This window comes from Flavonifractor sp. An306 (assembly GCF_002159455.1).
GTDB lineage: Bacteria > Bacillota > Clostridia > Oscillospirales > Oscillospiraceae > Flavonifractor.
Window position 1 is genome coordinate 27,842 of sequence record NZ_NFIQ01000011.1, and the last position, 14,770, is coordinate 42,611.

A 14,770-nucleotide genomic window follows, 5' to 3' on the forward strand; every position below is an offset into this window, starting at 1 on the left:
CGCAGTAGGGGCGGCCCGCCGCGGCCGCCCGTGTTTTTTTGGAGAGGGGGAGCCAATGGCAGGTCTGTTTTCACGTCTGTTTCACAAAAAAAAGCCCCAGGAGATCCTCTGCGCCGCCGTGGTGCCTGCCGCGGGCAGCTCCACCCGGATGGCCGGGCGGGACAAGATCCTGTCTCCTCTGGGAGAGCAGCCGGTCTTGGCCCACACCCTGCGGGCTCTGGAGCTTTGCCCTTACATAACGGAAATCGTCATTGTGACCCGGCGAGAGCTGATCGTACCAATCGGCCAGCTGTGCAGGGACTATGGCTTTCAAAAGATTACAAAGGTGGTTCCGGGTGGGGAGAGCCGGACCCATTCTGTGCTCAATGGAGTGCGGGAGGTGAGCGGTCAGGCGGAGCTGATCGCCATTCATGACGGCGCCCGCCCCCTGGTCAGCCAGGAGGTACTGGAGCGTGCTATCGTCCGCGCCGCTCAGTGTGGGGCGGCCGCGCCGGCGGTACCGGTCAAGGACACCATCAAGCGAGCCCGGGACGGTGTGGTGGAGGCAACGCTGAACCGCTCTGAGCTTTTTGCAATCCAGACCCCCCAGGTGTTCCAGGGGGATCTGATCCGCACCGCTCTGATCAAGGCATTGGAGGAGGGCGCGGAGCTGACCGACGACTGCTCCGCGGTGGAACGGCTGGGGATTGGCGTGGCCCTCACCCAGGGAGACTATCGCAATTTGAAAATCACCACGCCGGAGGACCTGGCTGTGGCGGAGGCGCTGCTGGGATGGGAGGACGAGGCATGAGAATCGGGCATGGGTATGACGTACACCAGCTCACCGAGGGCAGAAAACTGATTTTAGGCGGGGTGGAGATCCCCTTTGAGCGGGGGCTTCTGGGCCACTCCGACGCGGACGTACTCACCCACGCTGTCATGGACGCGCTGCTGGGAGCGGCGGGACTGGGGGACATCGGAAAGGCCTTTCCTGATACTGACTCGGCCTATGCCGGTGCGGACAGCCTGGGGCTGCTGGACACCGTCATGGAGATGCTGAGGGCGGCGGGGTTCCGGGTGGGCAATGTGGATGCCACCATTTTGGCCCAGCGTCCCAAGCTGGCGCCCCATATCCCGCAGATGCGGGAGAATCTGGCCCGGCGTATGGGTGTGCCAGTGGACCGGGTGAATGTAAAGGCTACCACAGAGGAAAAGTTGGGCTTTACCGGCAGCGGGGCGGGCATGGCCGCCCATGCGGTCTGCCTGCTGGAAGAAATGTAGTCGCAAGACGCTCCTTTCGCACATACAATGGTGCGAGAGGAGCGTTTTTTATCATGGTATATTATCTTATCATATGCCGCTCCCTGACCTACGCCCAGCGGACAGCCGCCGCGCTGGAGCGGGCGGGGATCACGGCCCATATCCGCCGCTCGCCCCGGGCCATTGACCAGGAGGGATGCAGCCATAGCGTAAAGGTGTCGGAACGGAATCTGCGGAATGCGCTGCTGATTCTCAATCGGGTGGGACTGCCTCCCAAGCGGGTGTTTCTGATGAAGGGAGAGGGCAGTTATGAGGAGGTACTCCTTTGATCTATCTGGATAGTGCGGCTACCACCATGCAGAAACCGCCTGCGGTTCCAAGGGCCGCGGCCTATGCCATGACCCATATGGCCTCTCCCGGACGGGGAGGGCACCAGCCCGCCATGCGTGCGGCGGAGACCGCCTTCGCCTGCCGCCGGGCGGCGGCGGAGCTTTTTGGCGTTTCCGACCCGGAGCGGGTTGTTTTTACCCTGAATGCCACCCATGGCCTGAATATTGCCATCCGCTCCCTGGTGCGGGCTGGAGACCGGGTGTTGATCTCCGGATGGGAACACAACGCGGTCACCCGGCCGCTACACGGCCTGGACGCTGAAGTGGTGGTGGCCGGCGGCCCGCTGTTTGACCGGGCGGCGCAGCTGGCCGCTTTTGAACAGGCTCTGGAGGATGGGGCGAAGGCGGCTATCTGCACCCATGTATCCAACGTCTTTGGCTTTGTCCTGCCGGTAGAGGAGATTGCAGGCCTTTGCAGAAGGCGGGGCGTCCCGTTTATTCTGGACGCCTCTCAGTCTGCCGGATGCCTTCCGGTGCGGCAGGAGCAGCTCAATGCGGCCTTTATCGCCATGCCTGGCCACAAGGGCCTTTATGGTCCCCAGGGTACCGGGCTTTTGCTCTGTGGAGAGGGCCAGCCGGAGCCTCTGCTGGAAGGGGGAACGGGCAGCCTTTCCGCGCTTCAGACCATGCCGGACTTTTTGCCCGACCGGCTGGAGGCGGGCACCCATAATATGCCGGGTATCGCGGGTCTGCTGGAGGGGCTGCGGTATGTGCGCTCCAGGGGGACGGAGGCCATTCTCCGCAGAGAGCGGCGGCTGATCCGGCAGGCGGCCCGTGGGCTGGCAGCTTTGCCCGACCTGCAGGTTTACGAGGCGGAAAATCCCGTGGACCAGGCGGGGGTGCTGTCCTTCCGGGTCAAGGGGATGGACTGCGAAGAGGTAGGCGAGCTGCTGGGCCGGCATGGGATTGCGGTTCGGGCAGGCCTGCACTGCGCACCCACGGCCCATCAATCTGCCGGTACGCTGGAGACCGGCACGGTGCGCCTCAGTGTCTCTGACTTCAACACACCCGCCGAGATCGAGCGCCTGATATACGTCCTGTCCCGGCTTGGCCGGGAATAATGGCAGCGGTTTTCGGCGGCTTTTCCCCTCATAAAAGGGAAAAAGCCGCCGGAGGCCGCTGTGTGGTTTGTTTACAGAAAATTGATTTTCCCCTGTCCTGTAATACTTGTAAAGCGCCTGGGAATACAGTATAATATCTTAGTTAAAGGGAAGTGGGACGCCTGGACCGGGCGTGCGGGAGATGAGGAAAATGGAAGGAATTTTATACCTGCTGCAGCAGCTCAAGGGGATGGTGACGCCGTTCAGCGTCTTTGACCTCATTGACATCCTCATCATGGCCTTTATCATCTATAAGGTTATCATGTTTATCCGGCGTACCAGCACAGGGGCGGTGGCCAAGGGCATTCTGCTGCTGCTGGTGGCCCTGCTGGTGTCGGGGGCGCTGCAGCTCAATACAGTGAACTTCCTGATGGGGAGGATCGTGGAGTACGGTGCCCTGGCCCTGGTCATTCTCTTTCAGCCGGAGATCCGCCGGTTTCTGGAACAGATGGGCCGCACCAATCTGGGCGAGGTATTCACCCATGCTGAAGAGCGCAACGAACTGGACAGCGCCATCACCCAAACCGTGGAGGCCTATACTTCCTTGTCCAAATCCAAAACCGGCGCGCTTATGGTGTTTGAGCGAAAAAATATGCTGGAGGATGCCATTAAGACCGGAACGGCCCTGGACTGTTCGGTAAACGCCGAACTGCTGAAAAATATTTTCTGGAACAAAGCGCCCCTCCACGATGGGGCGGTGATTGTCCGGGGCGGCCGTATCGTGGGGGCAGGCTGCATGCTCCCCATGTCGGGCAACGTAAACCTGTCCCGGGAGCTGGGCATGCGCCACCGGGCAGGTATCGGCGCCAGCGAGCACACCGACGCGGTGGTGGCCATTGTCTCGGAGGAGACCGGCTCCATTTCTGTGGCGGTGGGCGGCATGCTCAAGCGGCACCTGGCGCCGGAGACGCTGGAGCGCCTGCTGCGCAATGAACTGCTTCCCGAGCGGGAGGATACGGAGACTGCGCCCAAATTCAAGTTGGCCAACCTATTCCGGGCAGGAAAGGGGGAGAAGCAGAATGGGGAAAAAGATCACTGACAGCAGATGGTTTTATATTGTTATCTCCCTTTTGCTTGCCTTTGTCCTGTGGATCTACGTGGGCAAAGAGGCCAATCCCATGAAAACCAGCACCCTGAGCGGCGTACAGGTGACGTTCAGCGGGCTGGAAAAGCTGGAAGAGCGGGGGCTGACGATCTCGGCAGGGGCTGAACAGACCGTGTCCCTGCGCATCCGGGCCCGGAATGACGTGTGGACCCGCCTGAATCAGGGTGAGACCACCGTTACCGTTGACGTGTCTGGCATCACAGAGCCGGGTGAGCAGAGTGTGAGCATTACCTCCCGCAATATCAGCTATCCCCGGTCCATTACGGCCTCCGACTCGATTGATTTGCAGTATACCAGCCCCAGCACCATTGTGTTTACTGTTTCCAAATGGACCAGCAAAGAGGTGGAGGTCCGTGGTGTCTTTGAGGGCAGCGTGGCGGAGGGCTACCAGCGTGGCGAGTTCTCCATGGCGCCGGAAAAAGTCACGGTCAGCGGACCGGAGGAGTTGGTGGACCAGATCGACTATGCCCGGGTTACGGTAACTCAGACGGATATGAACGCCACCTACAGTCAGGATACCAGCTATACGCTGATTGACTACAATGGCGAGCCGGTGTATGCTGAGGAACTGGAAACGGAGCCGGAAACTATACTGGTCACTGTGCCGGTGGAGAAGCTCAAGGAGATCAAGCTGACGGTGGATATCATCCCCGGCGGCGGAGCCACCGAGGATGACGTGGAGATTGAGATTGACCCGGATACCATTATGGTGTCTGGCAGTGATGCGGATCTGGAGAATCTGGACAGCATCAGCCTGGGTGAGATTGATCTGTCCGACGTGTTTGGCAGCCTGACCCAGACCATGCCCATCCAGTTGGATTCCGCCCTCACCAATGTCAGCGGCATTACAGAGGCAAAGGTAACCGTCACCGTCAAGGGGCTGACCACAAAGGTTCTGCAGGCCAGCAACATCAGCTTCATCAACAAGCCGGACGGCTATCAGGCGGATGCGGTGACAAAATCCTGCAGCGTGCAGATCCGGGGCACGGCAGAGGCGGTGGAGGCTGTGACCTCCTCCCAGCTGCGGATTGTGGCGGATCTGTCCGAGGTGGAGCTGTCCACCGGAAACCAGACCGTTCCCGTCAAGGTGTATCTGGACGGGAGCAGCGATGTAGGCGTGGTGGGAGATTACAATATTGTGGTCTCCATCACAAGAGAATGATAAAAGGTGATACCATGATTCAAACAGCAAAAGTGACCCGGGTTTTGGAAAACGGTACTGCGGAGGTATCCGTCAAGCGGCAGTCCGCCTGCGGCCACGATTGTTCCAAATGCGGAGGCGGATGCAGCGAGCTGATGGTCAGCTCCACCGTGTCGGTAGTAGCCGCAAATCCGGTGCGGGCCATGCCGGGAGACATGGTGCGGGTGGAATCCTCTACTGGTGGCGTGCTGAAAGCGGCGGTGGTGGTCTATCTGGTGCCGTTCCTTCTGTTTTTCCTGGGCTATTTTCTGTGTGCCGCTGCCCAGTTGGGCGGGGGGGTCAGCGCCGCCGTCGGCGGATGCGGGTTTGCCGTGGGCGTGCTGCTGGCTGTTCTGCTGGACCGCCAGGTACGCCGGAACCAGTCCATTACCTTCTGCATTACCGCCATCAACCCCCAGGACTGATGTTTGGATATGTCCGCCCCTATCGGGACGAACTGAAGGTGCGGGAGCAGCGGGATTATGAAGCCCTTTACTGCGGACTGTGCCAGGCACTGGGCAGGCGGCATGGCTTTTTGGCCCGTATGTTTCTCAACTACGACTTTACCTTTCTGGCCATGCTGCTGGATGGGGACAAGCCCGTGACCCAGCGGCACGCATGCCCCGCCCGGTTCTGGTGCAGAAAGAAGAACTGCGCCTCCGGTGGAGGTGTGGACGCCGCAGCAGATGCGGGCACGATTTTGACCTACTGGAAGTTGCGGGATACGGTCGCTGATGGCTCTTTCTGGAAGAAAAATGGGGCCCGGCTTTTATGCCGCCTGTTTTCGGGCAGTTATCGCCGGGCGGCGGCCAACCGGCCGGAGTTTGACCGGGCGGTGCGTGAGAATCTGGAAGCGCTCCAGCAACTGGAGCGGGAGAGCAGCACCTCTCTGGACCGGACAGCGGACACCTTTGCCAAAATTCTGGCTGCCGCCGCTCCGGCGGAAGGGGAGCAGGCCCGCCGCCGGGCATTGGAGCAGCTGCTCTATCATGTGGGGCGGTGGATCTACCTGGTGGACGCCTGGGACGACCTGGAGGAGGATAAGCGCCGGGGCGGGTATAACCCCATTGCCGCCCGCTTTCCCGGCCAGGAGAAGGAGAACCGGGAGTATCTGCGTACAACCCTCCGCCATTCCCTGAATCTGGCCCGCTCTGCCGGAGCGCTGCTGGAGCTGGGATACTGGCAGGGTACGGTGGAAAATATTCTGTATTTGGGCCTTCCGGCAGTGGAAGAGCTGGTGTTTTCCGGCCGTTGGAAGACCGCCAATCATAGAAACAGGAGACAGCGTACATGAGTGATCCGTATAGCGTATTGGGTGTCAAGCCGGACGCCAGCGACGAGGAGATCAAGCGGGCCTATCGGGAGCTGGCGCGTAAGTATCATCCGGATAATTACCAGAACAATCCTTTGGCTGATCTGGCAGAGGAGAAGATGAAGGAGATCAACGAGGCCTACGATACCATCAACCGGATGCGCAGCGGCGGCGGCAATTCCGGCGGGCATCAGGGGCAGAGCGCCTACCGCGGCAGCTATCAGCAGCAGTATTCCGGTACCTCCTCCGGCAGCCTGTATAACCAGGTCCGCCAGGCCATCAATATGGGAGATATCAGCCGGGCTGAACAGCTGCTGCGCAACGCGCCTTCCCAGGATGCGGAGTGGCATTTTCTCTCCGGCTCCATCGCCTACCGGAAGGGCTGGCTGGACGAGGCCACCCAGCATTTCCAGATGGCCTGCAACATGGACCCATCCAATGGGGAATACCGTCAGGCGCTGATGATGATGCGCCAGGGAGGACAGGCCTACCGTCCCTATGGGTATGGAGGCGGTATGGATGCCTGTGATCTGTGCTCCGCCTGCCTGTGCCTCAACTGCATGTGCGGCGGCTGCGGGTACTGAGCCATGGCAAAGAGACGGGATCGGGGAAGCGCCAACCAGGTGGCCCTGGTAGGCATGATTACCGCGCTTTCTCTGGCGTTCCTCTACCTATCCACCCTGTCGCCCATGGCGCGGCTGGGCATTACCGCCATTGCGGGGGTATTTCCCGCCGGAGCGGTGGTGTCGTCAGGCCTGGGCGCGGGCTTCTTCAGCTACGGCGCAACGGGTATTCTGGGCCTTTTGCTGCTGCCCAACAAGAGCTGCGTCATCCTCTATCTGCTGTTCTTCGGCCTGTGGCCCATGCTGAAATCCCTTCTGGAGCGGCTGCCCAACCGGGCTTTGGAGTGGGTGTGCAAGCTGCTGGTCTTTAACGGCATCCTGGCCGTTCTTTTGCTTGGCCTGCGGGAACTGCTGCTGCCCTTTTTGCCCGCTGGGCTGGAAGGGAACTGGCTTATCTTTGCTGCGGGTAACGTGGCCTTTGTCATTTATGATGTGGGCTTTTCCAAACTCATTGGCCTGTATATGGCGCGGGTGGACAGGGTCTTGCGAAAAAGGACCTGATCTGGTATACTTTTCTGAAAGCTTTTGTGCCCTGTGGGGCTGATAGGACAGAAGGAATAAGGGGGAACCTGGTTTGATCAAGAGCATGACAGGTTACGGCAGGGGGGAGGCCGTGCTCCATGGCCGGCCCATCACCGTGGAGGTGCGCTCCGTCAACAACCGCTATTTGGACTGCACCGTCAAGCTGCCCCGGATTTATGTGTTTGCCGAGGACGCGATCAAGGCGGCGGTGCAGTCCCATATTTCCCGGGGCAAGGTGGATGTGTTTATCACCATCGGTCCCTCGGAGAGCGGCGATGTATCTATTTCGGTAAACCGGCCGGTGGCCGATGGATACTATGCCGCCCTGTGCGCCCTGCGGGATGCCTATGGCCTGAAGGATGATATTTCTGTCTCCCTGATGTCCCGGTTCCAGGATGTGTTCCTGGTGGAGAAAACGCAGGAGGACCTGGAGGCGGTATCGGCGGACATCTGCTCTGTTTTGGAGCTGGCTCTGCGGGATTTTGACGCCATGCGCCTGCGGGAAGGGGAGAAGCTGGGCCAGGATGTGCTGAGCCGGGCGGCTTCCATTGAGGGCCTGGTGTCCAAGGTGGAGGTTCGCTCTCCCGGCATTGTGGCCGATTACCGGGCCCGGCTGACGGCCAAAATGGCGGAGGTACTGCAGAATACCCAGCTGGATGAGAGCCGGATCCTCACGGAGGCGGCCATCTACGCCGACAAGGTGGCAGTGGACGAGGAGACGGTGCGCCTGCGCAGCCATCTGTCCCAGCTGCGCCATCTTTTGCAGCAGGAAGGCGCCATCGGCCGCAAGCTGGATTTCCTGATTCAGGAGTTCAACCGGGAGGCCAACACCATCGGCTCCAAGTGCAACGACATTGAAACCGCCGGCTATGTGGTGGATATCAAGGCCGAGATCGAGAAGATCCGGGAACAGATCCAGAACATGGAATAGGGCGGTGTTTTTCGGTGAAACTCATCAATATCGGCTTTGGCAATATGGTTTCCGCAGGGCGGCTGATTGCCATAGTCAGTCCGGAGTCGGCCCCCATCAAACGTATGGTGCAGGAGGCCCGGGACCGCGGGGTACTGATTGACGCCACTTATGGCCGGCGTACCCGGGCGGTGCTGATTATGGACAGCGACCACATCGTGCTCTCCGCGCTGCAGCCGGAGACCGTGGCGGGGCGCTTGGGCGGCAAGGAGTCCGAGCCGGCCGCAGAGGAAAGCGAGGAGGCGTGAGTGTGAAGAAAAAGACCCGTGGACAGCTGATTGTGTTGTCTGGCCCCTCCGGTGTGGGAAAGAGCACTGTCATTTCAGAGCTTTTGAGCGAACGGCAGGACATCTATTTTTCCGTGTCCTTCACCACCCGGCAGCCCCGGGTAGGCGAGGCGGACGGGGTCAACTATCACTTTGTGGATCGGGCGACCTTTGAGCGGATGATCGCCAACGAAGAGCTGTTGGAATACGCAGAATATGTCCATAATTACTACGGTACTTCTTTGAAGGTAATCCGGGAAAAGCTGGACGCCGGAATTGACGTGCTGCTGGATATCGAGGTGCAGGGCGCAGCCAAGGTCCGGGCCAAATGTCCCGACGCGGTATTCATTTTCATTGTCCCACCCTCTTTTGAGGAGCTCTCCCGCCGTCTCCACCGCCGTGCCACCGATCAGGAGGAGGTTATCCAGGGCCGGCTGCGCAAGGCCAAGGAGGAGTACCAGGAGATCCCCAACTACGACTATCTGGTGGTGAACGACAAGGTATCCGACGCGGCGGCGGAAATTATTGCGATATTGACCGCTGAAGATTGCCGCACCAGAAACCGTATGAATTTTGTAGAAGGAGTCTGATCAAATATGATGCTCGAACCCCCCATGAATCAACTGCTCAAGCAGGTGCCCAGCCGCTATATGCTGGTAAATGTGGTGGCGCAGCGGGCCCGGCAGGTGGCCAGCGAGGCAGAGGAGGCCGGACTGTCCCTGGATGATAAGCCGGTGACCATTGCCATCCGTGAGGTGGCCGAGGGGAAGCTGGACCTGAAGGACGAAGAGGAAGAAGCATAACAAGAGCGGGAGAGGGAGGCAAGCGGCAGGAAAGACCAACTGCCACTTGCCTCCCCCTGTCCATGGACCAATGTAACACAGGCGGGGGGAATGTGGATGGCGGGAATATTGGTGGTAAAGATCGCGCTGAACGCCGCTACCTATGCCATCGACAAACCGTACGACTATACGGTGCCGGAGGAGGTTGCGGACACCCTGCGCCCCGGTATGCGGGTGGTCGTACCCTTCGGCGCGGGGAATCGCCATACCGAGGGAATTGTGCTGACTCTGGAGGCGGACCGCCTGCCGGAGCCCAAGCGCAAGCGGGTCCTGACGGTATTGGACGAAGAGCCAGTTCTGGACGCCAAGGCCCTTCGGCTGGCGCTGTGGATGCGGGAGCGGTGGTTCTGCACGGTCTACGACGCGGCCAGAGCCATGCTGCCAGCCGGTCTGTACTTCTCCCTTCAGGACCGATGGGTTTTGAAGGAGGGTGTGGATCAGGAGACCGCGCTGGCCGCCGCGGGCAAATCGGAGCAGGGCCGCCAGCTGGTGGAGCTGCTGTTTGCCTGGGGTGGTCGGGCGGATGTGCGGCAACTCAAGGAGGCCTTTGGCACCAAAGATCCCAATCCCGCACTCAAACTGCTGCGGGACAAGGAAATTCTCACCCTGGAGACCAGTGCCTCCCGGGGCGTGGGGGATAAGGTGGAGCAGGTGGCTGCGCTGGCCGTTCCTCCGGAGGAGGCTATGGCTCAGTTTACAGGCAGACGCCGTTCCGCCCCGCTGCAGTATGCGGTAGTGGAGCTGCTGTGCAGCCTGGGCAGCGCCTCGGCAAAGGAGCTGTGTTACTTTACCGGAGCCTCCAGTGCCACCCTGCGGAGTTTGGCCAAGCGGGGCGTTCTCACTCTGGAGCAGCGGGAGGTATTTCGCCGGGTGGCTCTGCCGGAGGGTGTGGAACCAGCAGGCGAGCCCCAGCTGAACGAGGAGCAGCAGCAGGCCTATGAGGGTCTGGACCAGCTGGTCCGCTCCGGCCAGCCGTCGGCGGCGCTGCTCTATGGCGTCACCGGCAGCGGAAAGACCCAGGTGTATTTGAAGCTGATCCGCCGGGTGCTGGAGCGGGGCGGGTCCGCACTGGTGTTGGTGCCGGAAATCGCTTTGACACCTCAGCTCCTGCGGCTGTTCTCGGCCCATTTTGGCGATCAGATCGGGGTTCTCCACTCCTCGCTGCGGGCGGGTGAGCGGTACGACGAATGGAAGCGGATCCGCGCGGGGGAGGCCCGGGTGGTCATTGGCACCCGCTCGGCGGTATTTGCTCCGCTGACCCGGCTCCAGCTTATCATTCTGGACGAGGAACAGGAGCCCACCTATCAGTCGGAAAATGTACCGAAATATCACGCCAGAGAGGTGGCAAAATACCGCTGTGTGCAGGAAAAGGGCCTGCTGCTGCTGGGTTCAGCCACCCCGTCGGTGGAGAGCATGTACAGGGCAAAGCAGGGGCTCTATCATCTGTTTACCCTGCGGCAGAGGTATAATGAACGCCCTCTCCCGCCGGTGGAGATCGTGGATATGAAGCAGGAGCTGCGCTCCGGCAACGGTACCGATCTCAGCGGGGCGCTGAAAAAACGTCTAACAGAGATAATGGAGCGGGGGGAGCAAAGTATCCTGTTTCTCAACCGCCGGGGCGCCAGCCGCATGGTATCCTGTGGGGAATGTGGGGAAGTGCCCACCTGTCCCCGCTGTTCTGTGTATCTGACCTATCACTCGGCCAACGGACGGCTGATGTGTCACTACTGCGGCCATTCCGAGCCACTGCCTGATGCCTGCCCCTCCTGCGGCGGCACGCTGAACTTTATCGGCACCGGCACCCAAAAGGTGGAGGAGGAGCTGAAGCAGGCCTTTCCCCAGCGGGAGGTGCTGCGGATGGATACCGACACCGTCTCCGCCACCCAGACCCACGAAAAACTGCTGGCCCGGTTTGAGCGGGAAAAGATCCCCATTTTGATTGGGACCCAGATGGTAGCCAAGGGACTTGACTTTGAAAACGTCACTTTGGTGGGGGTGATCTCCGCCGACCTCTCGCTGTACGCTGAGGACTACCGGGCGGGAGAGCGCACCTTTTCCCTGCTCACCCAGGTGGTGGGCCGTGCGGGGCGGGGCGCAAAAAGGGGGACGGCTCTGATCCAGACCTTCACTCCGGAACACGATGTGATCCGCTGCGCCGCGCGGCAGGACTACGACGCCTTTTACGCCCAGGAAATTGAACTGCGGCGGCTGCGGGGGTGTCCGCCCTTTCAGGACCTGTTTGTGCTTACCGCCTCAGCCCGGTCGGAGGCGGGGGCCCTGCGGGCCTGTATGCGGATGCGGCAGGCGCTGGAGAGCTGGCTCCGCCAGCCTCCGCTGGAGCAGCTGACGCTGCGGATTCTGGGTCCTGCTCCGGCAAGCGTGGTGAAGGTCAACGACCGCTACCGCTACCGGCTGACCCTGGCCTGCAGCAACACCAAGCAGATAAGAGACCTGGTGGCGGAGCTGCTCCGCTGTGCCCAGGCTGACAAGGAAAATCGGGGAGTTTCCGTTTTCGCGGACGTCAATCCCCTGGACTAGGAGGAATTATTATGGCATTACGGACAATTCTGACGGATAGTGATCCCACTCTGCACAAAGTCTGCCGCCCTGTGACCAACTTTGACAGCCGGCTCCACGACCTGCTGGATGATCTGAAGGAGACCCTGGCCCAGGCCAACGGCGCTGGCCTGGCGGCCCCCCAGGTGGGGATCCTCCGCCGGGTGGTTATCGTGGTGGACGACCAGGAGCAGATGCTGGAGCTGGTCAATCCGGAGATCATTGCCCAGGAGGGGGAGCAGGAGGGCCTGGAGGGCTGTCTCTCTGTCCCAGGCCGTTGGGGTGTGGTCAAGCGGCCCCAGAAGGTACGGGTACGGGCCCAGGACCGCAACGGTCAGTTCTTTGAGGCGGAAGGAGAGGATATCGTGGCCCGTTGCTTCTGCCATGAGGTGGAGCATCTGGACGGGCACCTCTTTACCGAGCACACCGACCATCTCTATACCAATGAGGAGCTGGACGAACTGCTCCAGGCCCAGGAGGAGGGCGGGGAATGAGAATCCTGTTCATGGGTACGCCTGATTTTGCCGTACCCTCTCTGGAGGCGCTGATCCATGCGGGCCATACGCTGTGCGGCGTGTTCACCCAGCCGGATAAACCCAAAAACCGGGGCATGAAGCTGCTGCCGCCTCCGGTCAAGGTTTGCGCCCAGAGCCATGACATTCCGGTGTACCAGCCCACCAAGCTGCGGGATGGCCCTGCGCTGTCCCTGATCCAGGAGCTGGAGCCGGAGCTCATTGTGGTGGCGGCATATGGCCGCATTCTGCCGGACGAGATCCTGGCGGCTCCTCCAAAGGGCTGCATCAATGTACACTCCTCGCTGCTCCCCGCCTACCGGGGGGCCGCGCCCATCAACTGGTCCATCCTCAATGGTGACCGGGAGACCGGTGTGACCATCATGCACATGGCCCACGATCTGGATGCCGGAGACATCATTGCCCAGACCGCCACGCCCATCGACCCTGACGAGACCGCGCCGGAGCTCTATAAGCGCTTAGCCCGGATGGGGGCTGAGCTGCTGGTCCAGGTGGCTGCCGAGCTGGCCGATGGGACCGCCTCCCGCACCCCTCAGGACCACGAAAAGGCCACACTGGCGCCCATGCTGTCCAAGGAGCTGTCTCCCATGGACTGGAACCATACCGCCCTCCAGCTCCACAACCAGGTGCGGGGGCTTCTGCCCTGGCCGGCTGCGGTGACTACCCTGAACGGCAGCCGATGCAAGGTGTTTGCCACCACCGTTCTGGAGGAGCACACTCAGGCGGAACCTGGAACCATCCTTCGGGCAGATAAGGCTGGCATTGATCTGGCCTGCGGGGAGGGTACCGTTCTGCGGATTGACCAGCTCCAGCCCGACGGCGGTAAGCGGATGAAGGCCGCCGATTATTTGCGTGGGCATCCGATTGTGCTGTAACGTATGACAATAAAACTGCTCTGGACGGTGCTGGTCTCAGGTGCGGTAATCGCGCTGGGCCTTTCTTTGGTGCTGCGCTGGCTGGGAACCGTCGGCCTTCCTGTGCCTTTGGCCTCCCGGACGCCAGACGCAGTCCGGTACGCTGTAAGTAGGGCGGAGGGGCTGCGGGTTTTTCTGTCGGCGCTGCTGTTCCGGCTGGTCATATTTGTGCTGGTGGGACTTTTTACCTGCCTGGTCCTGTATCCTGGCTCCGGGCCGGACGCCGCCCTGTGGACCTGGCAACGCTGGGACGCTTTGCACTACGTGAATTTGGCGGAGCTGGGCTACACCGGCTACATGGAGGATGGAAAGCACCTGTTTCTGGTGTTCTTTCCGCTATACCCATGGCTGATGCGGTTGGTTTCCTTCATAACCGGCAATACTATGGCGGCGGGACTGCTGATCTCCTTTTTGACCTATGCCGGAGGCTGTGTTTATCTCTATCAGCTGGCGGCGTGGGAATTAGGTGAGCGAGCCGCCCGCCGGGCTGTGCTGTTTCTGTCCATTTTTCCCTATGCCTTTTTCTTTGGCGGGATCATGACCGAAGGGCTTTTCCTGTTCACCACCGCCGCCGGGTTGTGGTATATCCGCAGGCATCGCTGGTGGTTGGCCGGTGTGTTCGGCGTACTGGCAGCCATGACTCGGATGCACGGGATTCTGCTGATCGGAGCGGCGGCTGCGGAGCTGGTGGAGGACAGAGGCCGTTTTGACTGGCGGGAGATTGGCCGCCGTCTGCCCGCTTTGCTTCTGCCTGCGCTGGGCACGCTGGTTTACCTGGCGCTGAACTGGCAGGTGGGGGGAGACCCGTTTGCCTTCACCGTCATGCAGGAGCATTGGAGCCAGGGATTTTGCTGGATCTCCGATACCCTGTGGTATGTGCTGAACAACGCCCTGTCCTATCCCACGCAGGCGGTGCGCTATCAGCTCTGGATCCCCACCATTGTGCTGTTTCCCATCTTTTTTGCCCTGGTACTCTATGCAAGGAAAAAATTCCGCAGTATGTACGTTCTGTACGGCTTTGTCTACCTGGTGCTGAACTACTCACTGTCCTGGTTGCTCAGCGCCGGGCGGTATCTCTCCTGTGGACTGCCCTTTTTCCTCTTTGCCGCGGCGCTGACGGAAAATCGGCGCTGGCTTACCATTTTGATCTCTGCAGGTATGTCCATTGGCTTTGTGCTCATGCTGTACGGATATCTCACCGGCGGACAAATTATGTAAA

At 60.7% G+C, this 14,770-nt stretch carries 18 protein-coding genes; all 18 read left to right on the forward strand.

Annotated features, from left to right (window positions below):
• Positions 1–55: 55 nt before the first annotated feature.
• The 18 genes from ispD to B5F88_RS04175 all read left to right on the forward strand — a co-directional run bounded on the left by ispD (position 56) and on the right by B5F88_RS04175 (position 14,769).
• The gene (gene ispD / locus B5F88_RS04090) at positions 56–790 is read left to right on the forward strand and encodes a 2-C-methyl-D-erythritol 4-phosphate cytidylyltransferase (protein ID WP_087341894.1); all 735 of its coding nucleotides are present in this window, start codon (positions 56–58) and stop codon (positions 788–790) included.
• Positions 787–1,260, forward strand: a complete 474-nt coding sequence (gene ispF, locus B5F88_RS04095) for a 2-C-methyl-D-erythritol 2,4-cyclodiphosphate synthase (protein ID WP_087341897.1) — start codon at positions 787–789, stop codon at positions 1,258–1,260. The genes ispD and ispF overlap by 4 nt, the downstream gene beginning before the upstream one ends.
• A gap of 53 nt (positions 1,261–1,313) precedes the next feature.
• A complete protein-coding gene (locus B5F88_RS04100; protein WP_087341900.1) occupies positions 1,314–1,568 on the forward strand; it encodes a DUF3343 domain-containing protein in 255 nt (84 codons plus the stop codon).
• The gene (locus B5F88_RS04105) at positions 1,565–2,689 is read left to right on the forward strand and encodes an aminotransferase class V-fold PLP-dependent enzyme (RefSeq protein ID WP_087341903.1); all 1,125 of its coding nucleotides are present in this window, start codon (positions 1,565–1,567) and stop codon (positions 2,687–2,689) included. Before B5F88_RS04100 ends, B5F88_RS04105 begins: the two co-directional genes overlap by 4 nt.
• A 190-nt stretch (positions 2,690–2,879) precedes the next feature.
• Entirely contained in the window at positions 2,880–3,767 is an 888-nt protein-coding gene (gene cdaA, locus B5F88_RS04110; RefSeq protein WP_087341906.1) for a diadenylate cyclase CdaA, read from the forward strand.
• Entirely contained in the window at positions 3,748–4,995 is a 1,248-nt protein-coding gene (locus tag B5F88_RS04115) for a CdaR family protein (protein ID WP_087341908.1), read from the forward strand. The genes cdaA and B5F88_RS04115 overlap by 20 nt, the downstream gene beginning before the upstream one ends.
• Before the next feature lie 14 nt (positions 4,996–5,009).
• The gene (locus tag B5F88_RS04120) at positions 5,010–5,438 is read left to right on the forward strand and encodes a SoxR reducing system RseC family protein (RefSeq protein WP_087342002.1); all 429 of its coding nucleotides are present in this window, start codon (positions 5,010–5,012) and stop codon (positions 5,436–5,438) included.
• Positions 5,438–6,307: a DUF5685 family protein gene (locus tag B5F88_RS04125; RefSeq protein ID WP_087341911.1), complete on the forward strand. Its 870-nt coding sequence runs from the start codon at positions 5,438–5,440 to the stop codon at positions 6,305–6,307. The genes B5F88_RS04120 and B5F88_RS04125 overlap by 1 nt, the downstream gene beginning before the upstream one ends.
• Positions 6,304–6,909 (forward strand): J domain-containing protein, encoded by a 606-nt coding sequence (locus B5F88_RS21725; RefSeq protein ID WP_087341914.1) that lies wholly within the window; start codon positions 6,304–6,306, stop codon positions 6,907–6,909. Before B5F88_RS04125 ends, B5F88_RS21725 begins: the two co-directional genes overlap by 4 nt.
• A 3-nt stretch (positions 6,910–6,912) precedes the next feature.
• Entirely contained in the window at positions 6,913–7,449 is a 537-nt protein-coding gene (locus B5F88_RS04135; RefSeq protein ID WP_087341917.1) for a hypothetical protein, read from the forward strand.
• A gap of 73 nt (positions 7,450–7,522) precedes the next feature.
• A complete protein-coding gene (locus B5F88_RS04140) occupies positions 7,523–8,401 on the forward strand; it encodes a YicC/YloC family endoribonuclease (protein WP_087341920.1) in 879 nt (292 codons plus the stop codon).
• A gap of 14 nt (positions 8,402–8,415) precedes the next feature.
• Complete coding sequence (locus B5F88_RS04145) at positions 8,416–8,688, forward strand: DUF370 domain-containing protein (protein ID WP_087341922.1); 273 nt, start codon at positions 8,416–8,418, stop codon at positions 8,686–8,688.
• Positions 8,685–9,296 carry a guanylate kinase gene (gene gmk / locus B5F88_RS04150; protein ID WP_087341926.1) on the forward strand — a complete coding sequence of 204 codons (612 nt, stop codon included), beginning with the start codon at positions 8,685–8,687 and terminating at the stop codon, positions 9,294–9,296. Before B5F88_RS04145 ends, gmk begins: the two co-directional genes overlap by 4 nt.
• Positions 9,297–9,302: 6 nt before the next feature.
• Entirely contained in the window at positions 9,303–9,509 is a 207-nt protein-coding gene (gene rpoZ, locus B5F88_RS04155) for a DNA-directed RNA polymerase subunit omega (protein ID WP_087341929.1), read from the forward strand.
• A 96-nt stretch (positions 9,510–9,605) separates the two neighbouring features.
• Positions 9,606–12,086, forward strand: a complete 2,481-nt coding sequence (gene priA / locus B5F88_RS04160) for a primosomal protein N' (RefSeq protein ID WP_087342005.1) — start codon at positions 9,606–9,608, stop codon at positions 12,084–12,086.
• A gap of 11 nt (positions 12,087–12,097) precedes the next feature.
• Positions 12,098–12,598 carry a peptide deformylase gene (gene def / locus B5F88_RS04165; protein ID WP_087341932.1) on the forward strand — a complete coding sequence of 167 codons (501 nt, stop codon included), beginning with the start codon at positions 12,098–12,100 and terminating at the stop codon, positions 12,596–12,598.
• Positions 12,595–13,512, forward strand: coding sequence for a methionyl-tRNA formyltransferase (gene fmt, locus B5F88_RS04170; protein WP_087341935.1), 918 nt, complete (start codon positions 12,595–12,597; stop codon positions 13,510–13,512). Before def ends, fmt begins: the two co-directional genes overlap by 4 nt.
• Before the next feature lie 3 nt (positions 13,513–13,515).
• On the forward strand, positions 13,516–14,769 hold the full coding sequence (locus tag B5F88_RS04175; RefSeq protein WP_087341938.1) for a glycosyltransferase family 39 protein: 1,254 nt from the start codon (positions 13,516–13,518) through the stop codon (positions 14,767–14,769).
• The last annotated feature ends 1 nt before the right edge of the window (position 14,770 follow it).

Coding starts and splice junctions, on each gene's coding strand:
- ispD (WP_087341894.1), top strand. CDS start 56: ATGGCAGGTCTGTTTTCACGTCTGTTTCACAAAAAAAAGCCCCAGGAG.
- ispF (WP_087341897.1), top strand. CDS start 787: ATGAGAATCGGGCATGGGTATGACGTACACCAGCTCACCGAGGGCAGA.
- B5F88_RS04100 (WP_087341900.1), top strand. CDS start 1,314: ATGGTATATTATCTTATCATATGCCGCTCCCTGACCTACGCCCAGCGG.
- cdaA (WP_087341906.1), top strand. CDS start 2,880: ATGGAAGGAATTTTATACCTGCTGCAGCAGCTCAAGGGGATGGTGACG.
- B5F88_RS04115 (WP_087341908.1), top strand. CDS start 3,748: ATGGGGAAAAAGATCACTGACAGCAGATGGTTTTATATTGTTATCTCC.
- B5F88_RS04120 (WP_087342002.1), top strand. CDS start 5,010: ATGATTCAAACAGCAAAAGTGACCCGGGTTTTGGAAAACGGTACTGCG.
- B5F88_RS04125 (WP_087341911.1), top strand. CDS start 5,438: ATGTTTGGATATGTCCGCCCCTATCGGGACGAACTGAAGGTGCGGGAG.
- B5F88_RS21725 (WP_087341914.1), top strand. CDS start 6,304: ATGAGTGATCCGTATAGCGTATTGGGTGTCAAGCCGGACGCCAGCGAC.
- B5F88_RS04135 (WP_087341917.1), top strand. CDS start 6,913: ATGGCAAAGAGACGGGATCGGGGAAGCGCCAACCAGGTGGCCCTGGTA.
- rpoZ (WP_087341929.1), top strand. CDS start 9,303: ATGATGCTCGAACCCCCCATGAATCAACTGCTCAAGCAGGTGCCCAGC.
- priA (WP_087342005.1), top strand. CDS start 9,606: ATGGCGGGAATATTGGTGGTAAAGATCGCGCTGAACGCCGCTACCTAT.
- def (WP_087341932.1), top strand. CDS start 12,098: ATGGCATTACGGACAATTCTGACGGATAGTGATCCCACTCTGCACAAA.
- fmt (WP_087341935.1), top strand. CDS start 12,595: ATGAGAATCCTGTTCATGGGTACGCCTGATTTTGCCGTACCCTCTCTG.
- B5F88_RS04175 (WP_087341938.1), top strand. CDS start 13,516: ATGACAATAAAACTGCTCTGGACGGTGCTGGTCTCAGGTGCGGTAATC.